Source organism: Streptomyces sp. NPDC046197 (genome assembly GCF_040646295.1).
GTDB lineage: Bacteria > Actinomycetota > Actinomycetes > Streptomycetales > Streptomycetaceae > Streptomyces.
In genome coordinates this window covers 43,068-67,959 of sequence record NZ_JBEYZY010000004.1, presented here as the reverse complement: position 1 = coordinate 67,959, position 24,892 = coordinate 43,068, and the positions used below count along the sequence as shown (strand labels likewise).

General features: G+C 72.6%; 23 protein-coding genes. 7 read left to right on the top strand and 16 right to left on the bottom strand.

Translation table 11 applies throughout. The annotated features are described in order from the left end of the window. The first annotated feature begins 134 nt into the window (after nt 1-134). The 6 genes from AB0A61_RS07345 (at nt 135) to AB0A61_RS07320 (ending at nt 8,526) form a co-directional block, all read left to right on the top strand. Complete coding sequence (locus AB0A61_RS07345) at nt 135-1,619, top strand: UbiD family decarboxylase (protein WP_361287551.1); 1,485 nt, start codon at nt 135-137, stop codon at nt 1,617-1,619. Nucleotides 1,620-1,679: 60 nt separating this feature from the next. Next, nucleotides 1,680-3,365, top strand: a complete 1,686-nt coding sequence (menD, locus tag AB0A61_RS07340; RefSeq protein ID WP_361287548.1) for a 2-succinyl-5-enolpyruvyl-6-hydroxy-3-cyclohexene-1-carboxylic-acid synthase — start codon at nt 1,680-1,682, stop codon at nt 3,363-3,365. A gap of 8 nt (nt 3,366-3,373) precedes the next feature. Then, complete coding sequence (locus AB0A61_RS07335; RefSeq protein ID WP_361287545.1) at nt 3,374-5,005, top strand: DHA2 family efflux MFS transporter permease subunit; 1,632 nt, start codon at nt 3,374-3,376, stop codon at nt 5,003-5,005. Further along, nucleotides 5,002-6,051 (top strand): methyltransferase, encoded by a 1,050-nt coding sequence (locus tag AB0A61_RS07330; protein ID WP_361287542.1) that lies wholly within the window; start codon nt 5,002-5,004, stop codon nt 6,049-6,051. Before AB0A61_RS07335 ends, AB0A61_RS07330 begins: the two co-directional genes overlap by 4 nt. A 192-nt stretch (nt 6,052-6,243) precedes the next feature. Then, the gene (locus tag AB0A61_RS07325; RefSeq protein ID WP_361287539.1) at nt 6,244-7,389 is read left to right on the top strand and encodes an alpha-hydroxy acid oxidase; all 1,146 of its coding nucleotides are present in this window, start codon (nt 6,244-6,246) and stop codon (nt 7,387-7,389) included. A 105-nt stretch (nt 7,390-7,494) separates the two neighbouring features. Then, entirely contained in the window at nt 7,495-8,526 is a 1,032-nt protein-coding gene (locus tag AB0A61_RS07320; protein ID WP_361287536.1) for an XRE family transcriptional regulator, read from the top strand. Between the two features lie 43 nt (nt 8,527-8,569). On the opposite strand, the gene AB0A61_RS07315 is transcribed toward AB0A61_RS07320, so the two are convergent. The 12 genes from AB0A61_RS07315 to AB0A61_RS07260 all read right to left on the bottom strand — a co-directional run bounded on the left by AB0A61_RS07315 (nt 8,570) and on the right by AB0A61_RS07260 (nt 20,042). Further along, the gene (locus AB0A61_RS07315; protein WP_361287533.1) at nt 8,570-9,394 is read right to left on the bottom strand and encodes a maleylpyruvate isomerase N-terminal domain-containing protein; all 825 of its coding nucleotides are present in this window, start codon (nt 9,392-9,394) and stop codon (nt 8,570-8,572) included. Between the two features lie 5 nt (nt 9,395-9,399). Next, entirely contained in the window at nt 9,400-10,149 is a 750-nt protein-coding gene (locus AB0A61_RS07310; RefSeq protein WP_361287530.1) for a maleylpyruvate isomerase family mycothiol-dependent enzyme, read from the bottom strand. 70 nt (nt 10,150-10,219) lie between these two features. Further along, the gene (locus tag AB0A61_RS07305) at nt 10,220-11,008 is read right to left on the bottom strand and encodes a DUF3050 domain-containing protein (RefSeq protein WP_361287527.1); all 789 of its coding nucleotides are present in this window, start codon (nt 11,006-11,008) and stop codon (nt 10,220-10,222) included. 113 nt (nt 11,009-11,121) lie between these two features. Next, nucleotides 11,122-12,381 (bottom strand): acyltransferase domain-containing protein, encoded by a 1,260-nt coding sequence (locus AB0A61_RS07300; RefSeq protein ID WP_361287524.1) that lies wholly within the window; start codon nt 12,379-12,381, stop codon nt 11,122-11,124. Between the two features lie 35 nt (nt 12,382-12,416). Beyond that, nucleotides 12,417-13,124, bottom strand: coding sequence for a 3-oxoacyl-ACP reductase FabG (gene fabG / locus AB0A61_RS07295; RefSeq protein WP_361287521.1), 708 nt, complete (start codon nt 13,122-13,124; stop codon nt 12,417-12,419). A 35-nt stretch (nt 13,125-13,159) separates the two neighbouring features. Next, complete coding sequence (locus tag AB0A61_RS07290) at nt 13,160-14,056, bottom strand: prephenate dehydrogenase (protein ID WP_361287518.1); 897 nt, start codon at nt 14,054-14,056, stop codon at nt 13,160-13,162. A gap of 12 nt (nt 14,057-14,068) precedes the next feature. Further along, nucleotides 14,069-14,992, bottom strand: coding sequence for a phytanoyl-CoA dioxygenase family protein (locus AB0A61_RS07285; protein ID WP_361287515.1), 924 nt, complete (start codon nt 14,990-14,992; stop codon nt 14,069-14,071). A 34-nt stretch (nt 14,993-15,026) separates the two neighbouring features. Beyond that, entirely contained in the window at nt 15,027-16,103 is a 1,077-nt protein-coding gene (hppD, locus tag AB0A61_RS07280) for a 4-hydroxyphenylpyruvate dioxygenase (RefSeq protein ID WP_361287512.1), read from the bottom strand. Nucleotides 16,104-16,169: 66 nt separating this feature from the next. Next, on the bottom strand, nt 16,170-16,673 hold the full coding sequence (locus AB0A61_RS07275; RefSeq protein WP_361287509.1) for an L-2-amino-thiazoline-4-carboxylic acid hydrolase: 504 nt from the start codon (nt 16,671-16,673) through the stop codon (nt 16,170-16,172). Then, complete coding sequence (locus AB0A61_RS07270; RefSeq protein WP_361287506.1) at nt 16,666-17,952, bottom strand: beta-ketoacyl-[acyl-carrier-protein] synthase family protein; 1,287 nt, start codon at nt 17,950-17,952, stop codon at nt 16,666-16,668. The genes AB0A61_RS07275 and AB0A61_RS07270 overlap by 8 nt, the downstream gene beginning before the upstream one ends. After that, complete coding sequence (locus tag AB0A61_RS07265; RefSeq protein WP_361287503.1) at nt 17,949-19,604, bottom strand: class I adenylate-forming enzyme family protein; 1,656 nt, start codon at nt 19,602-19,604, stop codon at nt 17,949-17,951. The genes AB0A61_RS07270 and AB0A61_RS07265 overlap by 4 nt, the downstream gene beginning before the upstream one ends. A 186-nt stretch (nt 19,605-19,790) precedes the next feature. After that, nucleotides 19,791-20,042, bottom strand: a complete 252-nt coding sequence (locus tag AB0A61_RS07260) for an acyl carrier protein (RefSeq protein ID WP_361287500.1) — start codon at nt 20,040-20,042, stop codon at nt 19,791-19,793. Between the two features lie 16 nt (nt 20,043-20,058). On the opposite strand from AB0A61_RS07260, the gene AB0A61_RS07255 reads away from it, so the two are divergent. Continuing rightward, entirely contained in the window at nt 20,059-20,745 is a 687-nt protein-coding gene (locus tag AB0A61_RS07255) for a 4'-phosphopantetheinyl transferase superfamily protein (RefSeq protein ID WP_361287497.1), read from the top strand. Here the strand turns inward: AB0A61_RS07255 and AB0A61_RS07250 are convergent. The 4 genes from AB0A61_RS07250 to AB0A61_RS07235 all read right to left on the bottom strand — a co-directional run bounded on the left by AB0A61_RS07250 (nt 20,740) and on the right by AB0A61_RS07235 (nt 24,772). After that, nucleotides 20,740-22,113 carry an AMP-binding protein gene (locus AB0A61_RS07250; RefSeq protein ID WP_361288276.1) on the bottom strand — a complete coding sequence of 458 codons (1,374 nt, stop codon included), beginning with the start codon at nt 22,111-22,113 and terminating at the stop codon, nt 20,740-20,742. The genes AB0A61_RS07255 and AB0A61_RS07250 overlap by 6 nt on opposite strands. Then, a complete protein-coding gene (locus AB0A61_RS07245) occupies nt 22,103-22,351 on the bottom strand; it encodes a hypothetical protein (RefSeq protein ID WP_361287494.1) in 249 nt (82 codons plus the stop codon). The genes AB0A61_RS07250 and AB0A61_RS07245 overlap by 11 nt, the downstream gene beginning before the upstream one ends. A gap of 85 nt (nt 22,352-22,436) precedes the next feature. Beyond that, nucleotides 22,437-23,792, bottom strand: coding sequence for a PLP-dependent aminotransferase family protein (locus AB0A61_RS07240; protein ID WP_361287491.1), 1,356 nt, complete (start codon nt 23,790-23,792; stop codon nt 22,437-22,439). Beyond that, nucleotides 23,789-24,772, bottom strand: coding sequence for an alpha/beta hydrolase (locus AB0A61_RS07235; protein ID WP_361287488.1), 984 nt, complete (start codon nt 24,770-24,772; stop codon nt 23,789-23,791). The genes AB0A61_RS07240 and AB0A61_RS07235 overlap by 4 nt, the downstream gene beginning before the upstream one ends. Nucleotides 24,773-24,892: the final 120 nt, after the last annotated feature.

Here is a 24,892-nt window from a genome sequence, read left to right as displayed (position 1 = left end):
CGCGAGGGCGGCCGACGTTCGACGAAGAACTGTATTTTCGGCCGGAAATCGCCGGAGCAAGACCCGGGAAATGCTGTATATGCCCCGCGGCAGGGATCGGGGCGACCGAGAAGCCCACGAGGTGCGAACTCCGCATGAAGAACCACCTGACCAGCCTCCGGGCCTATGTCGACGCACTGAGCGAGTTGGGCGACCTCCGCGAGTTCGACGAGGAGGTCGATCCGGACCTGGAGGTCGGCGCGGTCATTCGCCACGGGGTGGAGAACCGGCTGCCGGCCCAGTTGTTCAACCGGCTGCGGGGGTACCCCTCCGGCCAGCGCATTCTCGGGGCGCCGGGAGCGCTCAGCTCACTGAGCGGCGCGCCCTGGGCCCGGGTGGCGCTGTCCCTCGGTCTCGGCCCGCACACCCGCCCGCTGGACCTGGTGGAGCACCTCGCCACGGCCCTGGAGGCCAAACCCGTGCCGCCCGTGACCGTGAGTGAGGCGCCCTGTCAGGAGTACGTGCTGCTCGGCCCGGACGCCTCACTGGATGCCCTCCCGGTGCCGCTGGTGCACGCGGGCGACGCGGGCCGGTACATCAACACCTGGGGGATCCTCGTCGTCCGCAGCCCCGACGGCGCCTGGACCAACTGGGCCATCACCCGCGTGATGGCCGCCGGTTCCCGCCAACTCGTGGTGATGATCAACCCGCCCCAGGACATCGGGAAGATCTACGCCCGGTGGAAGCAGCGCGGCGAGCCGATGCCCGCGGCGCTGGTACAGGGCGCCGAGCCCGCGATCCCGTTCGCCGGCGGCATGGCGCTGCCCTCCGGTTGCGACGAGGCCGGCTTCCTCGGGGGCTGGTTCGGAGAACCGCTCCAGGTGGTCCGCTGCCGGACCGTGGACCTGGAGGTGCCCGCCACCGCGGAGATCGTCGTCGAGGGCACCGTGTCGCTGGACGAGACGCTGCCCGAGGGGCCGATGGGTGAGTTCTACGGCTACATCTCGGGGCAGCCGCGCGAGCGCCCGGTGTTCGACGTCACCGCCGTCACCCACCGCCACGACCCGATCCTGCCGGTGGTGTCGGCCGGCAAGCCCGTCGAGGAGGTGCACACCGTCGTGGGTCCCACGCACTCCGCCGAGGTGCTGCGCAACCTGCGCATGGCCGGGCTGCCGGTGACCGCCGTGTGGTTGGTGCCGGAGGCGTCGTGCACGGTGGCCGCGGTGACCGTGCCGCGCGAGTGGCGGCAGTGGGGCGGCGGCATCCACACCACCACCCGCATGCTGACCCGGGCGATCGCGGGGGTGGTGCTGCGGCCCAAGGTCGGATTCTGGCTGACCCGGGTGCTGGTCCTGGACGACGACATCGACCCGACCGACCTGCGGGACCTGTCCTGGGGCCTGGCCACCCGCTGCCACCCGGTCGCCGGCCAGGTGCTCTTCGAGGACCAGCTGTTCACGCCCCTGCACATCAACTACACGCCCGAGGAGTTCCGCACCCTCAGCGGCCCGAAGATGGCCTACGACTGCCTGCTGCCGCCCGACGCGGAACGCCGTCCGGTCAGCACTGCCTTCGCGCAGAACTTCCCGCAGCACATCAAGGACCGGGCCCTGGGCCTGTGGCACGGAACGGCCCGCTGACCACCTCTGTCCTCACCCCGACCGCCTCCGCAGGAACCCCTCCACAGGAACCGGGAGACCATGAACCTCTCCGACCAGCTCAGCACCGTGGTGGCCGACGAACTCGCCCAGCTGGGAGTCACCGATGCGGTCGTCTCCCCGGGTCTGCACTCGGGGCTGCTCGCCGCCGCCCTGTACCACCACCCGCTGCTCAGGCTGCACGTCCGCGTCGACGAGCGCTCCGCGGGTTTTCTCGCCCTCGGCATGGCCCGGGCGAGCGGCCGGCCCGTCGTGGTCGGCTGCACCTCCGGCACCGCCGCCGCCAATCTGCACCCGGCGGTCCTCGAGGCGCACCACGCGAGGGTGCCGCTGATCGTGGTGACCACCGACCGCAGGCCGATGTGGCGGGACACCGGTGCCAACCAGACCACCGACCAGGTCCGCCTGTTCGGACGGGCCACCGCCTTCTTCGCCGAACTGGACTCCGTGCCCGGCGACGCGGCCACGGTCCGCTACTGGCGTTCGGTGCTCGCCCGCGCCGCCGCCGTGGCGACGGCCGGCGGACCGGTGCAGCTCAATCTGTTGCTGCCCGACCCGCTGGAGAACACAGCGGTGCCGGACGGCCCGCAGTGGCCGCGGCCCTCCTTGGCGGAGCGGCGGCCGGCGGTACGCGTCGACCGCGCGCTGGTGCAGCCCGAGCCGCTGAAGGTCCCGGCCCGCGGGGTGGTGGTGGTCGGCGACGCGGCGGCCGACCCGCAGGGCGCGGTGGCCTTCGCCGAACAGGCGGGCTGGCCGCTGCTGGCCGAGCCGCAGAGCGGCGCCCGGCAGGGGCCGAACGCCGTCACCGGCTACGGATATCTGCTGGCGCACCCCGAGTTCCGTGCCGCTGCGCAGCCGGAGACGGTCGTCAGCGTCGGCCGTCCCGGAGTGAACCTCGCGCTGCTCGACTTCCTGGGTTCAGCCGCGCAGCTGGTCGTGGTCGATCCCGGGCAGGACTGGGCGGACCCGGCTCGCACCGCGACCCGGGTGGTGCCCCGGCTGGGTGCCCCGGAGCAGGAGGAGTCCGACCCCGACTGGCTGCGGTTGTGGCTGGACGCGGACAAGGCGGTACTGGAGGCGCTGGACCGCGCTCTGGACGAGGGCGGTCTGACGGAACCGCGGGTGGCCCGGGACCTGACGGCCGCGCTGCCGCCCGGTTCGCTGCTGTTCGCCGGCTCCAGCATGCCGGTGCGCGACGTGGAGCGGACCATGCGGCCGCGTGCCGACCTCACCGTGCTGGCGAACCGGGGCCTGAGCGGCATCGACGGCGCGGTCTCCAGCGCGGTCGGCGCCGCCTACGCCCACCGGGCGCGGGGCGCGGGGCGAGCGGTGGCGCTGCTCGGCGACCTGTCCCTGCTGCACGACCAGAACGGCCTGATCACGGGCGCCGCGCCCGAGCGGCCCGACCTCACTCTGGTGGTGATCAACAACAACGGCGGCGGCATCTTCTCCATGGCGCCGCAGCCGGAGCCGGTCGACGGCTTCGAGACGTTCTTCGGGACCCCGCACGGCGTGCGCATCGCCGATGTGGCGCGGGCCGCGGGCTGGCCCTGCACGCGGGCGGAGTCCGTGGAGGAGGTGCTGGCCGCGGTCCGTGCGCCCGGTCCCCGGCTGGTGGAGGTGGTCACCGACCGGGAGGCCAACAGCGCCTTCCACCGAGCGCTGGCGGCAGCCGCCATGCAGAGCACCTCAGAGGCGTTGGCCCGCACTCCGGCCGGCACGGAGTGAGGGGCCCCGTGGCATCGATCCGCTCCTGGCGCGGCAATCCCTGGGCCACGCTCACCGTCGTGTCGGTGGGCTACTTCATGCCCCTTCTGGACCTGACGATCGTCAACATCGCCATCCCCGACCTCGTCTCCGACCTGCGGATGTCGCTCGACCAGATCCTCTGGGTCATCAACGGCTACACGCTGGCGCTGGCGGCGCTCCTGATCGCGGCCGGGCGGCTCGGCGACCTGCGAGGTCCGCGGGCTGCCTTCGCGGCCGGGACCGCGCTGTTCACCGTGGCCTCGGTGGCCTGTGCGCTGGCGGCCGATCCGGCACAGCTGATCGCCTTCAGGGCGGTGCAGGGCGTGGGCGCCGCGGTGCTGGTGCCGCAGACGCTGACCCTTCTGGCCCACAGTTTCCCGCCGGAGCGGCGCGGCACGGCCTTCGGCATCTGGGGCGCAGTGGCGGGTCTCGCCGCGGTCGCCGGCCCGACGCTGGGCGGCCTGCTGGTCACCGCGCTGGGCTGGCGATGGATCTTCCTGATCAACCTGCCCATCGGGGTCGCCGTGCTGGCAGCCACCCTGGCGCTGGTCGACGACGTCCGCGAGACCCGTCCGCGCCGGCTGAACCTGCTCGGCGTGCTGTTGTGCACGCTCGCCCTCACCGCGCTGTGTTACGGCCTGATCGAGGGCCGGCGCTACGACTGGGGCACCGTCACGTCCTTCGTGAGCATCCCGCTGGTACTGGCGGTCGGCGTGGTGCTGCTCGCCCTGTTCCTGTGGAATCAGGCGCGGGTGCAGCGGGACGACCCGCTCATCCCGTTCGTGCTGTTCAAAGACCGCGAGTACGCGCTCATGAACGTCGTCGGCGGCGCGGTCAACGTCGGGATGCTCGGCTTCCTGCTGCTGTTCAACCTCTATCTGCAGTCCGCCCTGGGCATGAGTGCCCTGCGGGCCGGACTCACGCTGGCGCCCGCCGCCGTCGTCTCCATGCTGCTCGCCCCGTTGACCGGCAGACTGACCGACCGCGTCGACGGGCGCTGGATCCTGTTCGGCGGGCTGCTGCTGTTCGCCGCGGGCATGGCGTGGATGGCCGCGGCCGCCGGACCCGACTCCCCCTGGTACGCCTTCCTGCCTCCGCTGGTCGTGGCGGGCGTGGGCATGGGCGGCACCTTCGCGCCGATGCCCGCCATCGCGATGCAGGGGGTGCCGCCCGCGCTGAACAGCGCTGCGTCCGGGGTCTTCAACTCCAACCGGCAGTTCGGCTCCGTTCTCGGCACGGCCGCCGTCGGGGCGCTGCTGCAGGGCCGCCTCGTGGCGGCGGTGGGCGAGCGGGCGGCCGAACGGGCCCGCACCCTGCCTCCCGGCTACCGGGCCCAGTTCACGACCGCCGTGCGGCGCGGTGCCGACGGAGCGATCGAGGGCGGCGCCGGCCACTCGGCGCTCGCGAGCCCGCCCGGCGTGCCACGGGCGGTGGCCGGGCAGCTCGAGGCGGCCGGCCGGTACGCGATGACGCACGGGCTCGTCGACGCCGTGCACCAGAGCGTCGTCCTGCCCGTCGGGGTGACGGCGCTCGCCGCCCTGTGCGCCCTGGCCGTGCGTCCCGCCGCGAACCGGCTGCAGGACCCCAGCGACCTCCGAATGGAAGTGACGTCCGTATGACCGACAGGAACCAGTCCGCCGTGTCCTCCCCCGTGACCGACCCGGCGGCCCACCGCGAGCTCCTGGGCGTGCTCACCGGCTCCTGGACGGCCCAGGCGCTGTACGCGGTCACCGCGCTCGGCGTCCCGGACGTACTGGCCGGCGGACACCGCTCGGCCGCGGAGATCGCGGACTCCTGCGCCGCCGACGCCGACACCATGCACCGGGTGTTGCGCGCGCTGGCCTCCGTGGGGCTGTTCGAACAGCGGGGCGAGGACGTCTTCGGCCTCACCTCCGCCTCGACGCTGCTGCGCTCGGACGTGCCGCGTTCGCTGCGCGACACCGCGCTGATGCTCGGCGAGGAGGTCCACCGCTCCCTGGGCGGCCTCGTCGACGCGCTGCGCAGCGGGACTCCCGCCTTCGACCACGTGCACGGCAAGCCCATGTACGCCTATCTGGAGGAGCACCCGGACGTGGCGCGCACCTTCAACGCCGCGCTCGGCAGCCGCGCCGCGGTACCGGCGGCGTGGGCGCAGGTCGACCTCGGCGGGGTGGAGACCGTCGTGGACGTCGGTGGTGGCAACGGAAACCTGCTGGCCGAGGTGCTGGCCGAGCGGCCCGGTCTGCGGGGGGTGCTGCTGGAACTGCCCGAGGCGGTGGCCCAGGCCCGTACGCGGTTCGCCGGAGCAGGTCTGGCGGACCGGGTGACGCTGGCCGAGGGGAGCTTCTTCGACCGGGTGCCGGCCGGGGGCGACCTCTATGTCCTCTCCCGCTGCCTGCACAACTGGAGCGACGAGCGGGCACTGGACATCCTGCGGACGGTGCGGGCCGCGCTGCCGGCCGGCGGCCGGCTGGTGATCCTGGAGAAGATCATCCCGTCCGGCCCGGGACCCAGTCCCGCCAAGCTGTACGACCTGCTCATGCTGACCATGGTCGAAGGGCGCAACCGCACCGAGGCGGAGTACCGCGCCCTGGCCGAAAAGGCTGGGTTCCGGCCGACCGCGGTGCACCCCGCGCCGGTCTCCGACCCGGGAGGTGAGAGCGCCGTCGAAGCGCTGGCCGCGTGACGGTTCGGGCCCGGCCGCGCACCAATTCCGAGCGGTGTTCAACAAAAGCGCCGGTAACGTAGTGACGAACCGGCGCTTTATAAAATTCGTGTGAGATCACGAGAGCGTGCCGTCCACTCGGTTTTTCAGCCATGCCGGACGGCCGCTAAAGATTTACCTAGCCCTTCAAACTTGGCTGGTAGAGTTCCTGACATGACCCAAGAACGCGCACTGGTGCACGTCAGGGAATTAGAGGAGATCGCACAGCGGCGATTGCCCTCACCTGTTTGGGACTATCTGTCGGGCGGAAGCGGAGATGAATCTTCCGTTCATGCGAACCAGGCCGTACTCGACCGCCTCTGGCTGCGCCCCAGCGTTCTGACCGGCACAGCCCGTCCCGATCCCGGAACCACCTTGCTGGGGCACCCGCTGCGACTGCCCCTCGGCGTCGCCCCCATGGCGCACCACCGACTGTTCCACCCGGAGGGGGAGACCGCCACGGCCCGCGGTGCCGCGGCCGCGGGTGCGCTGTTCGTCGCCAGTATCTTCGCCAACCGCACGCTGGAGGAGATGGCCGGCCACACCACCGGCCCGTGCTGGCTCCAGCTGTACTGGCTGCGCCGGCGCGACCAGTTGGAGAAGCTGATCGCCCGGGCGGAGGAGGCCGGATTCGGTGCCCTGGTCCTCACGGTGGACGCACCCGTGGTGGCCCGTCGGCGGCGCGACATCCGCAACGGCTTCACCATCCCGGAGGAGGTGCGGGCGGTCAACCTGGACGCGGCCGTCATGGCCTCCGTGCACCGGGGCTCGGCGGGCGCCTCCGCGCTGACCGCCCACTCCGAGGAGCAGTTCGACACCACCATCACCTGGGCCGATCTGGACTGGCTGCGGGCCAGGACCAGACTTCCGCTGGTCCTGAAGGGCGTGCTCACCGCCGAGGACGCCCTGCGCGCGGTGAACCACGGCGTCGACGGCATCGTCGTCTCCAACCACGGTGGACGCCAGTTGTCCGGCGCCATACCCGCGGTTGCGGCACTGCCCGCGATCACCGCGGTCGTGGCCGGCCGGTGTGCCGTCCTGGTCGACGGGGCGTTCCGGCACGGCACCGATGTGCTCAAGGCGCTGGCGCTCGGCGCGGACACGGTGCTCGTCGGCCGTCCCGTCCTGTGGGGCCTGGCCTGGGACGGCGCCGAGGGGGTCGCCGCGGTGCTGGAGCTGCTGGGCGCCGAGCTGACGGAGGCGATGCTCCTGTGCGGCTGTGGCCGCCCGGCCGACGCCGGCCCCTTTCTGGTCGCCGGGCCGCAGTCCGGCCCGCCCTGGACCGGTGCCTTTCCACCGGCGTCCACGGAACCGGTCTGACGATCCCGCACCGGCGGCTGCGCGACCGCCCGGACGTATCGGCCGCGCACCCGCACCGACTCGACAAACGCACTCGCACATCGTTCGCCCACGGGGGGATCAGCCATGTTCATCAGCAACGAGGTCAGCCAACTCTTCGTCCGGCAGCGGGAGGCCCTGGGCCTGACACAGGAGGACCTGGCCCGGCTCAGCGGGCTGAGCGTCCGCATGATCAGCGACCTGGAGCGCGGCCGGACCCGCAAGCCGCATCTGCGCTCCCTGCAACTGCTCACCAGCGCACTGCGACTGGACCGGGACGAACTGGTCAGGCTGACCGACAACCGGTCGTCCGCCGCCGAGCTCAGTATCCCGGCGCAGCGCGTCTGCGACCCGCCGGCCGCGGCGCCACTGGTGGTACCGCAGCAACTCCCCATGGCGCCCCGCCACTTCGTGGGACGCACCAGGGAACTGCAGTTGCTGGACGCTCTGCTGGAGCACCAGGACACCGCCCCCGGGCTGGCGGTGGTCAACGGCCAGTCGGGGGTCGGCAAGACCGCCCTGGTGGTGCGCTGGGCGCACCAGCTCACCGACCGCTTCCCCGACGGCCGGCTCTATGTCGACCTGCGCCGCAACGAGAACGAACCGCTCACTCCCGGCGAGGCGATACGCGACTTCCTCTGCGCCCTGGGCGTGCCGCCCGGCCAGGCTCCCGCGGGACTGCACGCGCAGTCGGCGCTGCTGCGCAGTGTGCTGGCGAACAAGCGGCTGCTGATGGTGCTGGACGACGCGCACAGCGCGGACCAGGTCATGCCGTTGCTGCCCGGCACGCCCGGCTGCGTCGCGGTCGTCACCAGCCGGCACAAACTCACCGCCCTGGTGGCCCACCACGGTGCGCAGGCGATCAGCCTCGACGTGCTCTCGTTCCACGACGCCCGGGCCTCCCTGGAACGGCTGCTGGGCCGCGGCCGCGTGGCCGCCGAGGAGGAGGCGACGGCCCGGCTGATCGAGCTGTGCCGTCGCTCCCCCGGTGCCCTGTCGGCGGCCGCGGCGCACGCGGTCATGCACCCCAGCCTGCGGCTGACCGCGCTGCTCGCGCAGCTGCCGCTGCCGGGGCAGACCGAGCTGCCGCTGCCCGGCTGCGCGGCCGTCCTGCGCTGACCGCGCCCCGGATGCCCGTCCGCTCCGCGCGCCTGCCGGTCCGCTACACGCTCGTCAGCAGGCTCCCGAAGCGCAGCCCCAGCCAGGGCCGTCGCCCTCCGGCCACCAGCCGCCCGCGCAGCACCTGGCTCCACTGCCCGACCCGGCCGTAGCCGACCAGCAGAAAGGCGACCGGGTCGGCGTTGATGACACAGTCCACCGGCTCGCCCGCCGCTGTCACGTGTGCGGTGCCGTCGGACACGGCGAACCGGTGGCGCGGGCCGCCGCGGAAGCGCAGTTCGTAGCTGACGTGCAGGCCCGCGGTGCGCCGCCGGTCGACGTAGTCGGCCGCCATGGCGAGTACGCCCTCGATGACCAGCTGCGCGTCACGCCGTTCGATCCGCCACGGGGCGCGCCGGGCGCGCGCGATGTCCAGGCCGTGCACGAGTTGCTCGCCGAGCAGGCTTGCGATCATGACCGGTACGGTCATGGCGAGACCGTTGGTGACCGGCACCGCCTCCTGCGGCCGCAGCCGGGCAACAGAACTCGCGAACTCTTCGACCGCGTCCGGTAGTTGTTCGGCCAGCCGGAGTGGATCGCGGTCGGTGAACCCGGTCAGCGCCCGGGCGTTCGCGGCGGCGTTCACCTCGCCCGGCGCGGCCCCGGCCGCGAGCTGAAGCGTGTCCAGCACGTCCCGGGCCTTGGCGGTGCCGGCGGCGAAGCCGGCGTAGTCGCGCAGCTCCGCCACCAGGTGCGCGGCCGTCTCGGCCACCGTCCAGTCCAGGCCCGGCACCCTGGTGCCGGGGTCCGGCACCGTGCGCAGCAGCGCCGCTGTGCGCGTGGCCGCTCTGCGCAGATCGGCGGTGGTGGGAGTGAATCGCGGGTCCATGGCGCTCACCAGACCCTCAGGCCGCGCAGCACCGGCCCCTGCAGCGGATCGCCGAAGACGGCGACGTCCGGTGCGTCCAGGTCACCCCGGCCGGTGATCCAGCGGACGAAGGACTCGGCTTCGGTGACCACACGTGCCGTGCGGCCGCCCGCGCCGATCCGAAGGACGCGCCGTACCGGGCCCTCCACCACGATGTCCACCGAGCCGGTCAGGGCGGCCACGGCCGCGCGGTTCTGCTGGGGCAGAGCCGCCTCGATCCAGCGCAGCGTCGGTTCCAGGCGCAACTCGTCGACGGGTGGCGGCGGGCCCGTCAGTGGGCCGCGTGGGGCGAACAGGTCGTGGCGCAGGTGGACGAAGTGGTCGAAGACGAAGGCGCACGGGACCGTCGCCGCCGGGTAGGTGCCCAGGTCCCCCAGGTGCACCTCCCGGTCGGCGGAGCGGGCGAGGACCGCAAGGGCCTGCAAGGCCCGCTCGCCGACCGTGGTGTAGTCCGCCACCACCCGCTCGGTCGGCCAGGAGCGCCTGGCCTCCACGTAGACGTCCTGGGCCCGCTCGGTCGGCAGACCCGTGGTGTCGGGCAGGGTCCCGGGGGCCACCACGGCCGTGAACAGGGCGCCGAGGTGGATGACGACGTCCCGCACGGACCATCCCGGACAGCCGCTCTCGGCCTTCCACTCGGCGTCGGTGAGTCCTGCGCAGATCTCCAGCAAGGCCTCGCGGTCCGCCCGCAGCGCCTCGATCACGTCCGTCGACACGTACTCCTCCTTGGTGGGTGCGCTCGGTGCCCGCGCACTGTGGACCGCCTTCGCTCCGGCTCCACGGCGGTCAGCCGCGGATGGCCTCCAGCGTGCCGTCCCACAGACGTACCCGGGCATCGAGCGCGACGCTGACGGCCTCCTCGCATTCGCGCCACTTCTCCTGGTCCTCGCCGCACAGGTCGGCCACCATCTGCATGGCCATCGGGGTGTGCTCCTCGCCGTCCACCTCGATGTGCCGCTCCAGGTAGTCGACGAACGAACTCAGCCGGTCCCCCTCCTTCTTGTTGACCGCGACGACCTTGTCGAACATGTCCGGAATCAGGTCCTCGCGGCCGAAGGCGAAGGCCGCCGCCCGGCAGTGCACCGACGCGTTGTCGATGAGGTCCCAGGTGGTGGTCGTGAACTCGACGGCGGGCGCCGGAGCTCCCGCGTCCTTCAGCGACGGCAGCACCGGCCCGCCCTCGCGCAGCAGTTGCAGGAGGGTCTCCACCGGAGTGGTGTCCGCGCCGGCCTCCGTCATACCGCGCAGGTACAGCTCGAAGTGGCTGAGAAAACCCGTGCCGATCTCGTCGCTCTCCTCGACCAGCACAATGTCGTTGATGAGGCGGCGGCTGGCGGACGGGCCGCTGGGGATCCACGGCACGGTGGTGCAGGTCAGGCTCTGCTGCAGGGACTTGAGCAGCGACATGAAGTCCCACACCGCGAAGACGTGGTGTTCCATGAAGGTCACCACCGCCTCCAGCCGGTCCAGGCTCTGGTAGACGGGATGGGTCACCACACGGCCGCGGGCGGCCTCGGCGGCCTGCTCGAGCCGGGCGATGCCGGGGTTGTCGATCTGCCAGTCGTAGCGGGACATGGTTCTCCTCGTGTGGTGTCGGCCTGTGGCACGGATGGAGGTGGTGTGCTCAGCTGCCGGGGGCGGGGCTCCCGCCGTCGGCACGGGTACGGTCGTGTGGTGGGCCGGGCCGGTCAGGCGGGCGGTACGGCGGTCCAGTCGACCGGGGCGCCGTGCGTCCAGGCGACTGCCGCGGAGCGCAGGAAGCGGTCCGGGCCGCCCTCGCCCCGGCGCAGCGACTCGGTGACCAGGCTCCCGGGTACCTCGCTCAGGATGCGCTGCAGGCCGCGCAGGAGGACGGGGTGGGGACTGCTCTCCACCATGCGCACGTGCCCGTCGGCCGCCGCCGCGCGTACGGTCGCCTCGAAGCGCACCGTGCGGCGCAGGTTGCGGAACCAGTACTCGGCGCCGAGTTCCGTTCCGTCGAGCCGGCCGGCCACGACCGACGAGTAGTAGGGGAGCCGGCCCGGCCGCGGGGCGATGCCCGCGATGCCGGCGAGGAGCTCGTCACGGATCTCGTCGATCTGCGGCGAGTGGGACGGGTAGTCGACCTTGACCATGCGCGCCCGCAGGCCCTCCTCGGCGCACCGGGCGACCAGCTCCTCCAGGGCCGGCAGGTCACCGGAGACCACCAGGCTGCCGGGGCCGTTCTCGGCGGCGACGGCGAGCCGGTCGGAGCGTTCGGCCACGTAGCGTGCCGTCCACTCGTAGGGCATGGGCACCGAGAGCATGCCGCCGCGTCCGGTCAGGCCGCGCAGCACCCTGCCGCGCATGACCACGACCCGCACGGCGTCCTTGAGGCTCAGCACACCGGCCACGTGGGCGGCGGCCAGCTCCCCCTGGGAGTGGCCGACGACCGCGGTGGGCGTGACGCCGTACGCCTCCCACTGCGCGGCCAGCGCCACCATCACGGCGAACAGCGCCGGCTGCACCACCTCCACGCGCTGCAGCAGCTCCCCGCCCGCGTCGCCGGTCACGGCGTCCAGGAGCTTCCAGTCGGTCCAGCGGGACAGTTCGGCGGCGACGGCGTCGATGCGCTCCCGGAACACCGGCGCCTGCTCGTACAGTTCCGCGGCCATGCGCGGCCACTGGGATCCCTGTCCGGGGAAGACCAGCGCGGTGCCGGCCGCCTCGACGGCCTCGCCGGTGACCAGGGCGTCGTGGGCGCGGCCCTCGGCCAGCGCGGTGAGCGCGTCGAGCAGCGTGTCCCGGTCACCGGCCAGGATCACGGCGCGGTGCGCTCCGGCCGGTCCGGTGATCTGCGGACGGGCCAGTGCCCCCGGGGCGGGGTGCGGATCGGCGTCGAGCTTGCCCACGGTCTCGGCGGCCAGCAGGGCCAGGTCCGACGCGCGGTGAGCGCTCAGCGGGTACGGGACGCAGGTCTGGGTGTGCACGGAGGGCCTCCGGAGATGGTCGGTGGGTCGGGTGGTCAGTGGCCCATGCCGAGGCCGCCGTCGACCGGGATCAGTGCGCCGGTGATGTAGGCCGCCTCGTCCGAGGCGAGGAAGGCGACCGTGGCCGCCACCTCGGCCGGGTCGCCGAAGCGGCCGGCCGGGATCTGTGCCAGCACCTGGGCGCGGAACTCCTCGGACAGCCCGGCGTTGATGTCGGTCGGGATGAAGCCGGGCAGTACGACGTTGGCGGTGATGGCGCGGGAGCCCAGCTCACGGGCCATCGCGCGGGCCATGCCCGTCATCCCGGCCTTGCTGGCCGCGTAGTTGACCTGGCCGGGGGCACCGCGGACGGCGGCCACCGAGGAGATCAGCACGATCCGCCCCCAGCCGCCGCGCACCATGCTGCGCACGGCCCGGCGGGCGACGCGGTAGGTGCCCGTCAGGTTGGTCTCCACCACGCGGCTGAAGTGCTCCTCGCGCATGCGCAGCAGCAGCACGTCGTCGATGATCCCGGCGTTGGAGACGAGGACCTCGACCGGCCCGTGTGCCTCCTCGGCCCGGGTGAAGGCGGCCTCGACCTGGTCGGGCACGGTCACGTCGCACTCCACGGCCAGCAGGTCGTCGTCGGGCGGAGCGGATCGCCTGCACGTGACGGTGACCCGGTCGCCCCGGTCCCGGAAGGCGCGGGCGACCGCGAGACCGATGCCCCGGTTGCCTCCCGTGACCAGAACGGACCTTCCCATCGGCTGCTCCCTCGTGTGGTGGCGGCGCGGGTCGTTCAGGCGAACGACGCGAGCGGATGCGGCAGCCCGGCGGTGGCACCGTCGGGCTGGACGGTCATGATCCGGGCGCGGCCCTCCCCGCCCCGGTTCAGCAGGTCGGCCAGCACCCGCCGCGGAGCCCCGGCGGGTGTCGCCGCGGCCTGCTTCAACTGCGTGACGGCCGCGGTGAGTTCGGCCAGGAGTGGTTCCAGTGCGGCGGCCACCGCCCCGGCGTTGCTGCCGAGGATGTCGCTCCACAGTCCCGACTCGCCGGCCGCGATCCGGGTGGTGTCGCGGATCCCCGCGCCGCACAGCTCGACGACCTCCTGCGGCGCACCGCCCACCGCCGAGGCCAGCGCGCTGGCGATGACGTGCGGGGCGTGCGAGACAAGAGCCACCGCCCGGTCGTGCTCGGCGCGCCCCATGACGACCAGCCGCCCCCCGCACGCCTGGACCAGGTCCAGCGCGGCGGCCAGCGCCGCGGCACTGGTGTGCCGGTCCGGGGTGAGCACCCAGGGCCGGCCCACGAACAGCTCGGCGCGCGCCGCATGCGGGCCCGACTGCTCCGAACCGGCCATGGGGTGCCCCCCGACGAAGCAGTCCAGGCGGCAGCCGGCCGCGACCGCGGCGCGGTGCACGGACTCCTTGGCGCTCCCCACGTCGGTGTAGCAGTGGGCGAGCCGACGGGCCTGTCCGTCGCGCAGGACGCGGGCGATCTGCCCCGGCGGAACGGCCAGGACGGCCAGGTCGGCGGGTTCGCGCGGGGCGCCCGCAACTCCCCCGCAGCGCTCGGCGGCCGCCTCCTGCCGCACCGGGTCGCGGTCGACGACGTGGACCGCGGCGCCGCGCAGGGCGAGCGCCATGCCGATGGACGTTCCGATCAGACCGCCGCCCACCACAACCACTGTGCGCATCGCCGCTCCCCGTCAGCCGTCCGCGCCCGAGCGCCAGACGGTGGGGCAGAAGGCCGGGTCGGCGTAGTCCGGCCGGCCGTCGGCGGTGCGGCGCACCAGCACGTCGTGGTTGTAGGCGACCGTGGAGCCGTCGCTGAGCCGGTGGGGGACGTATTCGTTGTCCCCGTCCTGCAGGTGCAACGAGATCGCCCGGCGGGGACGGTCGCTGAGGTTGGCGCCGCTGCCGTGGTAGGTGCGGCAGTGGTGGAAGCTGACGTGCCCCTTGGGGATGTCCATCGGCAGCTTGCTGACGGTGGCGCCGTTGTGGCGGGCGTTCTCCTCCAGCATCTGCTCCAGCTCCCCCCGGTCGCGCTGGGCGAAGTGCCGGGTGACACTGTCCCGGCTGCCGGTCTCCCGCCAGCGGTGGCTGCCGTCGATCATCGTGATGGTGCCCATCTCGGGGCCGCAGTCGTGGAAGGGAATGAAGGCGGTCAGCATCCGCTGGGAGGAGCAGGTGGCCCAGTAGTGCTTGTCGAAGTGCCAGGGCACCACGTTGGTCGCCTCGTCCGGCCGCGGCGGCTTGTAGATCATGGTGGCCTGGAAGATGCGGATCTCGTCGGCTTCGGCAAGCCGGGCCGCGACCGCGCCGACCAGGGGCTTGCGCAGGATGGTGGCGATCCGGTCGTCCTCGTGGTGCACGTAGTCGTGGTGGCGCTGGACGTCGCCGTCCTGCGGTGTCCAGTACGCCAGCCCGGGTGGCCGGACCGGCAGGGTGCGGTCGCGGTGACCGGCGTAGAACCGGTCGCTCGCCGCGGTCAGCAGGTCGATCTCGTCGTCGGTGAACAGCTTGCGCGACAGGTACCAGCCGTGCTCGGCGTAGTGCCGGACCTCGTCGTCGGTGGGCAGCAACTCCTTCTCGTCCTCGGTGAGTTTGAATTCCGGCTGTGCGTGGCTCATGGGCCCTGCTCCCCGATCTCGATGTCCCGTTTGCTCAGACCGCGGCCCGGGCGGACTGCGCGCTGTCGCGTTCCACGGCCTCGTACAGCGCCCTGATGTTGCCGCTGCCGAAGCTCCGCGCGCCGCGCCGCTCGATGACCTCCATGAAGTAGGTCCGGCGGACGTGCATGGACTGGGTGAAGATCTGCAGGATCTCGCCCCAGTGGTCACGGTCGATCAGCACGTCGTGGCCGCGCAGCCGGGCGATGTCGACGTCCGTGTCGCCGATGCGCTCTGCGGCGGCGTCGTAGTAGCTGCCGGGCGTGCTGAGGAACCGCGTACCGCGCTCGCGCAGCCGGCCGACGGCGGTGAAGATGTCGTCGGTCAGGAACGCCAGGTGCTGGACGCCCGCCCCGCCGTGCCGGGAGAGGAAGTCGTCGATCTGGCCGGGCTGGTGCGTGGTGTCGGGTTCCAGCAGGGTGAAGGTGACACCGCCGGAGGGCGACTGCACCACCTTCGAGTTCATGGCCTGCACACCGACCTCGATGTACTCCTCGAAGATCTGCGAGAAGCCGAAGGCCTTGCAGTAGTGGTCGACGGTCGCGTCCAGCTCGCCCGGCGGTACGCACACGGCGATGTGGTCGACCAGGTGCAGGAGGTTCTCGCCCTCCTCCGGGTCGGGTGCCAGGTTCTGTGTCACCCCGGGCAGGAACACCTCGCCGTCTCCGTGACGTTCGACGAACCGGTGCGTCACGTCGCCGAATCCGGCCACCTCGGCCGTCACCACACGCGCGTCGGCGTCCTCGTACACGGCCGGTTCGCGCACCGGCCGGGCGCCGCGCCCGACGGCGTCGTCGAACTCGGCGCGGGCGTCGTCGGTGCCGAAGGCGACCACCGCCGCGCCGTCACCGTGCCGGGCGACGTAGCGGGCCGCCTCGGCCGTCTCGGTCAGCGCGGAGGTGAGCTGCAACCGGATCGCTCCCTGGCGCAGCAGCAGGGAGCGGTGCCCGTCCCGTCCGGTGCCGGGGCCGGTCTCGGCGCACAGCCGGAAGCCGAGGGCACTGCAGAGGTAGAACGACGCCTGCTGGGCGTCGCCCACATAGAACTCGACGTGGTCAATTCCTGTGATCATTTGCGGTGCATCTCCCTTACGGGGCAGCCCTGACGGGCGTGGTGTCGGTGCTGCCGGGCGACCGGGTCAACCGGTCGAGGACCCGTCGCGGCGCACGGTGGCCCGGAAGCGGCAGACGTCGTCGCCGTGCGTCATGCAGGCGCTGCGGCTGTCCTCGACGTCGAGTCCCAGACCCTCGAACCAGCCGGCCCGCATCTCCAGGCAGGGGCAGCGGTAGCCGTCGAAGGAGCGGGCCGCCTTCAGCATCTTCAGCGCGAAGTGTTCGGTGACCACCGTCTCGAAGGTGTCCTCGCCGACCGCGGTGTGCTGGTAGTTCGTCATGTCCTGCGGCCACATCGCCCGGGGTACCTGCTTGAAGTACTCGACGAACTCGTCCATCGGCAGCTTGACGTGGTCGACGCCGTCGCGGGCCACGAACCAGCGGGCGACGCGGCGGGCGACGAACTTCATCGCCTCGGCGTTGATCTCGTTGGCGACGTCCTGGCCGAACCGCTTCTTCACGCCCTGGTACCAGCGCGCGTCGTGCAGCCACCAGAACTGGTGCAGCGGCAGTTCGCCGGTGTCAGTCATCGGCGCCGGCCCCCTGCACACGGCGGCCGCGGGTGGACGGCGCACCGAAGGCCAGCGAGATGTTGTGGCCGCCGAAGCCGAAGGAGTTGGATAGCGCGGCGCGTACCTCGGTCTGCAGGGGCTTGCCGCACACGTGGTTGAGCTCGCAGTGCGGGGCGACGGTGTCGAGGTTGTGGGTCGGTGGCAGGGTGCCGTGAGCGACGGCGAGCACGGTGGCGGCGGCCTCGAACGAGCCGGAGGCACCCATCAGGTGACCGGTGATCGACTTGGTGGAGCTGACCGGCGGGGTCTCCTCGCCGAACAGCGAGCGGATGGCCCGGGCCTCGGCCACGTCACCGATCCCCGTGCTGGTGGCGTGCGCGTTGATGTAGCCGATGTCTCGGGGTCCGAGCCCCGCGGAGGCGATCGCCCGGCGCATGCACTCGGCGGCGCCGGAGCCGTCCGGGCGCGGCTTGGTCACGTGGTAGGCGTCGGTGGTGGCGCCCCAGCCGATGAGGTCCGCGTACCCGGCGGCCTTGCGGGCGTCGGCGTGCTCCGCGCGCTCGACCACGAAGAACGCGGCGCCCTCGCCGAGCACATAGCCGTTGCGGTCCCGGTCGAAGGGGCGGCTTGCCCGGGCCGGGTCCTCGTAGCCGTGCGCGAGCGAGTTGGCGTTGACGAACGCGGCGGCGACCGTCGGGTGCAGCGGGGCGTCGGAGCCGCCGCACACCACCACGTCGGCGTCGCCCGCCCGGATCAGGCGCAGGGCCTCGGCGAGGGCCTGCCCGCCGCCGGCGCAGGCGGTGGACAGCAGCAGGCTGTACCCGCGGATGCCGTACTTGATGGCGATACGGGCGGCCGACATGTTGGGGATCATGCCGGGGCACAGGTAGGGGCTCACGGCCTGTCGCCCGCGCTCCCGGCGGGCCGCGGCGTGTTCCTCGTAGGTGCGCAGCGCACCGCCCGCGGTGGAGGCGACGACGGCGGTGCGCTCGGGCTCGCTGTTCTCACCCACCGTCAGCCCGGCGTCACGCACGGCCTGTTCGGCCGCCGCCATGGCCAGGACGAGATAGCGGTCGACGCCGGGGTCGATCGGCGGTTTGAGCACCTCGGTGGGGTTGATGTCGGGGGCCTGGGAGACCACTTCGATGTTGGTGGCCTCGGCCAGTTCGGGGGTGGGGCGGGTCAGCCCGGACTTCCCGGCGCACAGCGCCTCGAAGGTCTCGGTGAGATCCCGGCCCAGGGAGCTGACCACCCCGATGCCGGTGACGACCGCTGTGCTGCCTGCTCGTGTGGTCATACCGTCTCAGCCTTTCCGCCGGCCGGCACGGCCGGTCGTAGCGTCCCGTCCTTGTAGCGCTCGCGCAGGATGGCCTTGCGCACCTTGCCGGTGGGCCCGTGCGGGATGTCCTCGTCGTCGACGACGGTCACGTTGCACACGGTGGCCGCCACGTGGTCGTCCAGGGCGCCGCGTACGCGTGCGTCGAGGTCGTCCGGGGTCCGGCTGCCGGCCGCGAGGCTGACGAGTATGTCGGTGGCCACGGTGCCGTCGGGCCGGGCGACGGCGATCACCGTGCAGTCCAGCAGCTCGGGGCAGCGTGCGAGGACCTGCTCCTCGCACTGGGCGGTGTGCAGATGGCGGCCGCCCTCGAGGTGGACGGTGTCCACCACCCGGTCGACGTGGTAGTAGTAGCCCGCCTCGTCGCGGTAGACGAGGTCGCCGGTGAGGAAGTAGCCGGACCGCCGGGTCCGGCAGGTGGTGAGCGAGTCGTTCCAGTAACCGGGCGACAGGGTCGGGGACTTGACGCCCAGTTCGCCGATGCGTCCGGTGGGCAGCGGCAGCCCCAGGTCGTCCAGGACGGCGACCTCGGCGAAGGCGTGCGGCTTGCCGATGCACCGGTTGTAGCGGTCGGTCTCCGGCGTGTGCGTGATGAAGAACATCGAGTGGCCCATCTCGCTGGAGCCGAGGCCGTCCATGAAGGTCGCGCCGTCCAGGCGGCCGACCCCGCCGCGTTCGGGCACCACCCGGTGGCCCACCGTGACCAGCTTCCGGATGTGCGCCTCGTGGGCGGCGTCGCCCGTGTTCCACCACATCTGGACGCTGTCCAGGTCGTACCGGCCGAGGTCCTGGGCGACCAGCTGCGGCCAGGTGGCGGCGAAGCCGAAGACGCAGGAGGGCTTCCAGCGCTGGACGGCGTCCAGGACCTTGCGGCCGTCCTGGTCGGAGAGCATCAGCAGTTCGATGCCGCTGCACAGCGCCAGTGTCACCGCGATCACCATGGCGGCGTGGTTGGCGGGCAGCGCGCTGAGCATCCGGTCGATGGTGCGCGGCCGCGGCAGCGACAGCCGGTGCCGGGTCGCGGCGAACAGGCTGGCGTGCGTGGCGAGCACCGGCTTGGGCAGGCCGGTGGTGCCGGAGGAGTGAGTGATGACGGCGGCGTCCGTGGGGTGGAAGCGATACTGGGGCGGGGCCTGCCGCGGGTCGCCTCCGGCGGCGTCGGCGATGTCGCCGTGCAGCACGCCCGCCAAGGGTTCGGTGCCCAGGCGTTCGCCGTGGGCGGCGTCGGTGAACAGCCAGCGCGGCTGGACCTTGCCCAGGTAGGCGCGCGCCGTGGTGCCGTCCATGTTGGCGTTGACCAGGGCGGGGATGGCACCGATCCGGGTCAGGGCGAAGAAGGCGAGGACCTGGTCGGCGGCCGTGGTGACGTAGACGGCGACCGGGTCGCGCGGCTGCACGCCGAGCGCGTGGAACCAGGCGGCGCGGGCGGCGACCGCGCGGTCGAGTTCGGCCAGCGTCATGCGGTACCAGGCCGGGTGGTCGTCGACGGCGGAGTCGAAGGTCAGGCCGGACTCGGCGTCGTCTCCCGTGTGGGCGACCAAGGTGCTGAGCACATTGCCGACGCCCAGTTCCTGGTCGGCGGCGAGCTGGGCCCGCAGTTGTCGGAGGGTCATGGGGGGAGAACTCCCTGGGATAGCCGGGCAGGTGAGCGGGAAGGCGCGCGGGTGCCACGGGTCGGCCGGACCGCCGGACCGCCGGCAAGCCGGACGGCGTTCAGGTCGGACGGCGTTCCGGACGGACGGTGCTCAGGACGGACGGTGCTCCGGACTGGCGATGCTCAGGACGGGCGGTGCGGTGTCTTATGCCGCAGGCACCCGGGAGGCCGACTCCTCGGCGATCTGATCGATCGTCATCATCGCGAAGCGCTCGGTCTCGTCCTCGTCTATGTGCACGCCGAACCGGTCCTCCAGCTGCATCACCAGGTCGGCGACGGCGAGTGAGTCGAGGTCGATGCCGGCCGGTCCCAGGGAGCTGGAGCCGTCGACGGCCTCCGGGTCGAAGCCCATCTTGACCAGGGCGCCGATCAGGTACTGGCGGATTTCGTCCTTCACTGCTGGACTTCCTCTCATGTCATGGCGCCCGGTGCACAGTCCGAACGCGGTCACTGTCGTACTGGGCCCCGCCTGCGGGGACCCGAGGCAAGCGGCCCGGCGCATGCTGGTGCGGATGGCGGCGGAGCTGGGCCCGCCCCTGCCGGAGGGCGCCGTGCCGCACGTCGTCCGTGACGACCGGGGCCGCCCCTACCTCTCCCTGGCTTCCGGGCCGCACCAGCCGGGCTCGGCAGGCGGTGATCCGTGGTGCCGGGTGAGCATCAGCCACTGCGCCGGCGTGGTGGCGGTGGCCCTGGCCGCCGCAGAGGTGGGCGTGGACGTGGAGTTGTCACGCCCGCTGCCCGTCGTGAACCTGGCGCGCCGCTGGTTCGACCCGGCCGAGGCGGCGTGGCTCGCGTCTCGCCCGGAGCAGGACCGCACCGAGGACTTCCTGCGGCTGTGGACCGCCAAGGAGGCGCTGGGCAAGGCGCTGGGTGTGGGCCTGCGCGGTAGCGGTACGCGGCGGCGGGTGCCGCTGGAGCCGGCGTTGCGCAGGGCGTGGACGCCCTTCCCCGGACGGGCCTTCGCGCTGGCCCTGCCGGAGTGTCCGCCGGGGGTGGTGGTGGCGGTGGCGGCCGCGCAGCCCGCCGGGGCGCCGCCGGTTCGGCTGTACGGCTCGGGACTCGCAGGTTGCCGGCCCTGGCGCCGGCCGGACGGCTCATGACCTCGGCGCGCAAGAGCGCGCGGCGGCCAGGGCTGCGGCGTTGCGGATCGGCTTGCCGCTGCTGGTCCGCGGCAGTGCGGCCAGGGCGTGCACGGCCCGGGGACGTTTGTAGGGCGCCAGCCGCAGTTTGAGGTACTCCTCCACCCGGGTGGTGCCCGAGCGGTCGTCCTCCAGTGCCACGTAGGCCCGGATGGCGCCGTCGTGCACGACGACCGCCTCGGTCACTCCCGGGGCGTCGGCCAGCAGTTGTTCCACCTCGTTGAGGTCCACCTTCAGACCGCCGACCGAGACCTGCGAGTCGAGCCGGCCCTGGACGGTGATCCGTCCGGTGTCCGGATCGACGGTGCCGGCGTCGCGGGTGCGCAGCCATCCGCCCGACCAGCGGGCGGGGTCGGTGGTTCCCAGATAGGGGGACAACGGTCGACGCAGAAGCAATTCGCCGTTCTCGGCGCGGATTTCATGCCCGGGTGCCACGGTCAGCGCGGGCCGGTGATCACCGGACAGGTCGGTGGCCATCACGCCGGCCTCGGTCATTCCGTACATGGTGCCGATGCGCACGCCATAGCGGTCGGCAAAGGAATTCCACAGTTCGTCACGGACCAGTTCTCCGCCGGTGATGGCGCGTTCGAAAAGCGGAGTGGCGGGTGGGGCGGAAACCCGTGCCAGCAATTCGAGTTGGGACGGCACTCCGAGCAGGACGGCGGGGACGGTCGCCTCGGCCAGGCAGCGCAGGATCCCCTCTGTTCCGGTGTGCCGGGGAAGGATCAGCTCGGCGCCCGTGTGGAGGCTGTTGAGCAGTCCCCCGACCAGCCCGAGGACGTTCGTCAGGGACGCCAGGGAGACGACCTGGTGACCGGCGCCCGGGTAGTCCTTGATGCGGGTGTAGCGCTCGACCTCGGCGACCAGGTCCCGGGCGGTCCGGCCGATGATCTTGGAGGGGCCGGTGGAGCCGGAGCTGAACTGCACGAGGGCGTGTCCGGTGTCGGCGGGCGTGCCGTCCGGCAGGGTCACGACCTTGCTGCCGACGTCGTGGAAGCCCCGCATCATGCGGGCGGTCGCGCCGACCGGCTCGACGGCGAACTGCGGGCGCAGCCGGTCCAGACACGAGGCCACCTCGTGGTCGGTGAACCGGTGGTCGAGCAGGATGGCCTGGGCGCGGGCCTGCCAGACGGCGAGCACCGTGGCGACGTACTCGAGGGACGGCGGCAGGTGCACGGCGACGGAGGATCCGGCCGTCGCCCCCGCGTCCTGCAGACGCCTGCGGCGCTCGTCCACCAGCTGCCGCAGCAGGCCGCGGTCGACGGGCGCGTCCAGTCGCAGTACGACCTGTTCTGCGGGGCCGGCAAGGAACAACTCGTCAACGTCCACGCTCAAGCCTCATCTCCTGCCCGAAAACCCGGCTGCGGAACGGCAGTTCGCCGACCGACGCCATCAGCATTCCGGGAAGTCCCGGCGGGGTCCATGAGTTCTCACTGGAGAGACGGGTGCAGTTACCGGCAGAAATGGCCGAGAGCAGCGGCCGGAAGAAATGCACGGCGATTTTCCTGGTGATTTCACCGCCGAACCGCCGGAAGGAAGCGCCCCTTCCGGCGGTTCGGTTGCGCACGGGCCGGCGAAGCGGCCCACGGTGGTGAATGTCCGGCACACCGTCTTCCGGTTCGACCGCGCGGCGGCGGATCTCGCCGCGGGGGTCAGGCGCCGGCGCGGACGAACTCCGCCAGACGCCGTACGCCCTCGTCGACCTGCTGCGGGGGCACGGCGCTGCACGACAGACGCAGTCGCCGATCGCCCTCGGCTCCGTCGTAGAAGGTGTTCATCGGTGTCCACAGGACCCGGTGAGCGCGGGCGGAGCGCTCCAGCGCCCGGTCGTCGGCGTCGAACGGCACGGTCATGACGACGAAGAAGCCGCCCTCCGGCCGGTTCCAGCGGATGCCGAGCCGGCCCCGCCCGGGCTCGGGGAAGTGCCGGTCGAGCGCGTCGAGCAGCAGGGCCATGTTGGTCCGGTAGAACGCGGCGCCGGGTCGCGCGGCGGATCGGACCCGAAAGCCGTGCCGGACCAGCAGCCCCCCGATCACGGCCTGTGCCAGGCCCGGCGTGTTGACCGTGGTCATGCTCTTGATCTTGGCCAACTGGTCGGCGAGCAGCGTGGTGTGTCCGGCGGCGTCGGCGACCGGCTGGTCGGCGACCACGTAGCCCACGCGCGCACCGGGGAAACCCGTCTTCGCCAACGATCCCAGATAGACCACCCGACGGTCGGTGTCGAGTGCCTTGAGCGTGGGCCGCACGTCGGTCTCGTCCATGGGGAACATGCCGTACGGGTTGTCCTCCAGGACCAGCAGCCCCTCCTGGCGGGCCGCGGCCAGCAACTCGCGCCGGGCGGAAAGGGACATGCACAGCCCGGAGGGGTTGGCGAAGTCGGGAACGACGTAGAGCAGGCGCGGGTTCAGGCCCTGCTCCCGGGCCCGGCGTACGCCCGCCGTGAGCGCGTCCGGTTCGATGCCGCGCTCGCCCTCGGGCACCGGCACGAGCGGCACGTCGAGCAGCCGGGCCGCGCCACTGATGCCCACGTAGCAGGGGGACGGCGCGAGGAGGGCATCCTGGGGACCGGCGCACAGCGCCCGCAGCGCCAGCAGCATGCCCTCCTGCGCGCCCACCGTCACCACCAGGGCCTCCGGGGGCACGTGGATGTCCTCGTCGTGCGCGAGCGCGGCGGCCAGCGGCTCCCGGATGATGCCGGCCGAGGGCCCGTACTGCATGAGCCGCGCGCGGATCTGCGCCGGGGTGAGGCCCTCGGCCGCCAGGTGGTCCGTGTACGCGGTGAGGTACTCGGTGACCACCGCGGGGTCGAGCAGTCCGTCGTAGGGCCGGCCGGGAGCGAAGGAGATGGCGTCCGGGTAGCGGGAGACCACCTCGTTGAGGAAGTTCATCGAGTCCAGCACCGGGTCGGACAGCGATCCGTGCAGGTGCTCCAGCCGCAGACGCACGTGCGGTGAGGTGCTCGGCGCCGGGTCCGCAGGGTCCGCAGGGGCGACGGGGGCCGAGGTCATGCCGACGCCTCCACGGCACTGGCTCCGTCCTGCTGCGGGGCCGGGGGCGCCAGGTGCTCGCGCAGGAAGGCCGCCGCCTCCTCGAGTGCGTCCGCGGCCGGGTCGAGCACGCCGCGCATGCCGAAGAAGCCGTGGATCATCCCGTCGTACCGGCTCAGGCGCGCCGCCACCCCCTCGGCCGCCAGCCGTCGGGCGTAGCTCTCGCCCTCGTCGCGCAGCGGGTCGTACTCGGCGGTGATCACCAGGGCCGGCGGCAGACCGCGCAGCGAATCGGCGCGCAGCGGGGAGACGTACGGCTCGCGTCCCTGTGCCGGATCGGCGAGGTAGTGCCGCCAGTACCAGTCCACGGAGCGGTGGTTGAAGAAGACCTCGTCGCTGTTCTCGCGCAGGGACGCGGTGTCCGCGAGGTGGTCGGTGTTGGGGTAGACCAGGAGCTGGGCGGCGATCGGCGGCCCGCCGTGGTCGCGGGCGTGCAGCGACACCACCGAGGCCAGATTGCCGCCCGCGCTGTCACCGCCGACCGCCAGCCGGCCTGCGTCGCCGCCGTGCCGCACGGCATGCTCCGCGAGCCAGCGGACGGCGGCACAGCAGTCCTCCACCGCGGCGGGGCACTTGTGCTCCGGGGCGAGCCGGTAGCCGGGAGCGGCGACCAGGCAGCCGGTGGCGTTGGCGAGGCTGCGGCAGATGGCGTCGCAGGTGTCGATGCTGCCCAGGACCCAGCCGCCGCCGTAGAAGTAGCAGAGCACCGGCAGCGGTACGTCGTCGGTGCGCGGCCGGTAGAAACGCACCGGCAGACTGCCCGCGGGGCCGGGGAACTCGTCGTCGACGACGAGGGCCACGGGCTCCGGCTCGCCTCCGGCCGACCGGGCGGCGGCGAGGTCGGCCGCGCGGGCCTCGTCGATGCCGAGGGTGTACAACGGCCGGCTCCCTGCGGCGACCAGACGTGCGCGCAGCGAGGCGACCTGCGGGTGCAGCGACACGAAGCCCTCCTGGAGGTGCTCGAACGGACCGGTCCAGCACACACGGCGCGCCCCGCGGATGTCCATGAGGACCGGCGGCGCTTTGGCAGCGAATTGGGCCGGTGTCCGCGGCCGCCGCGG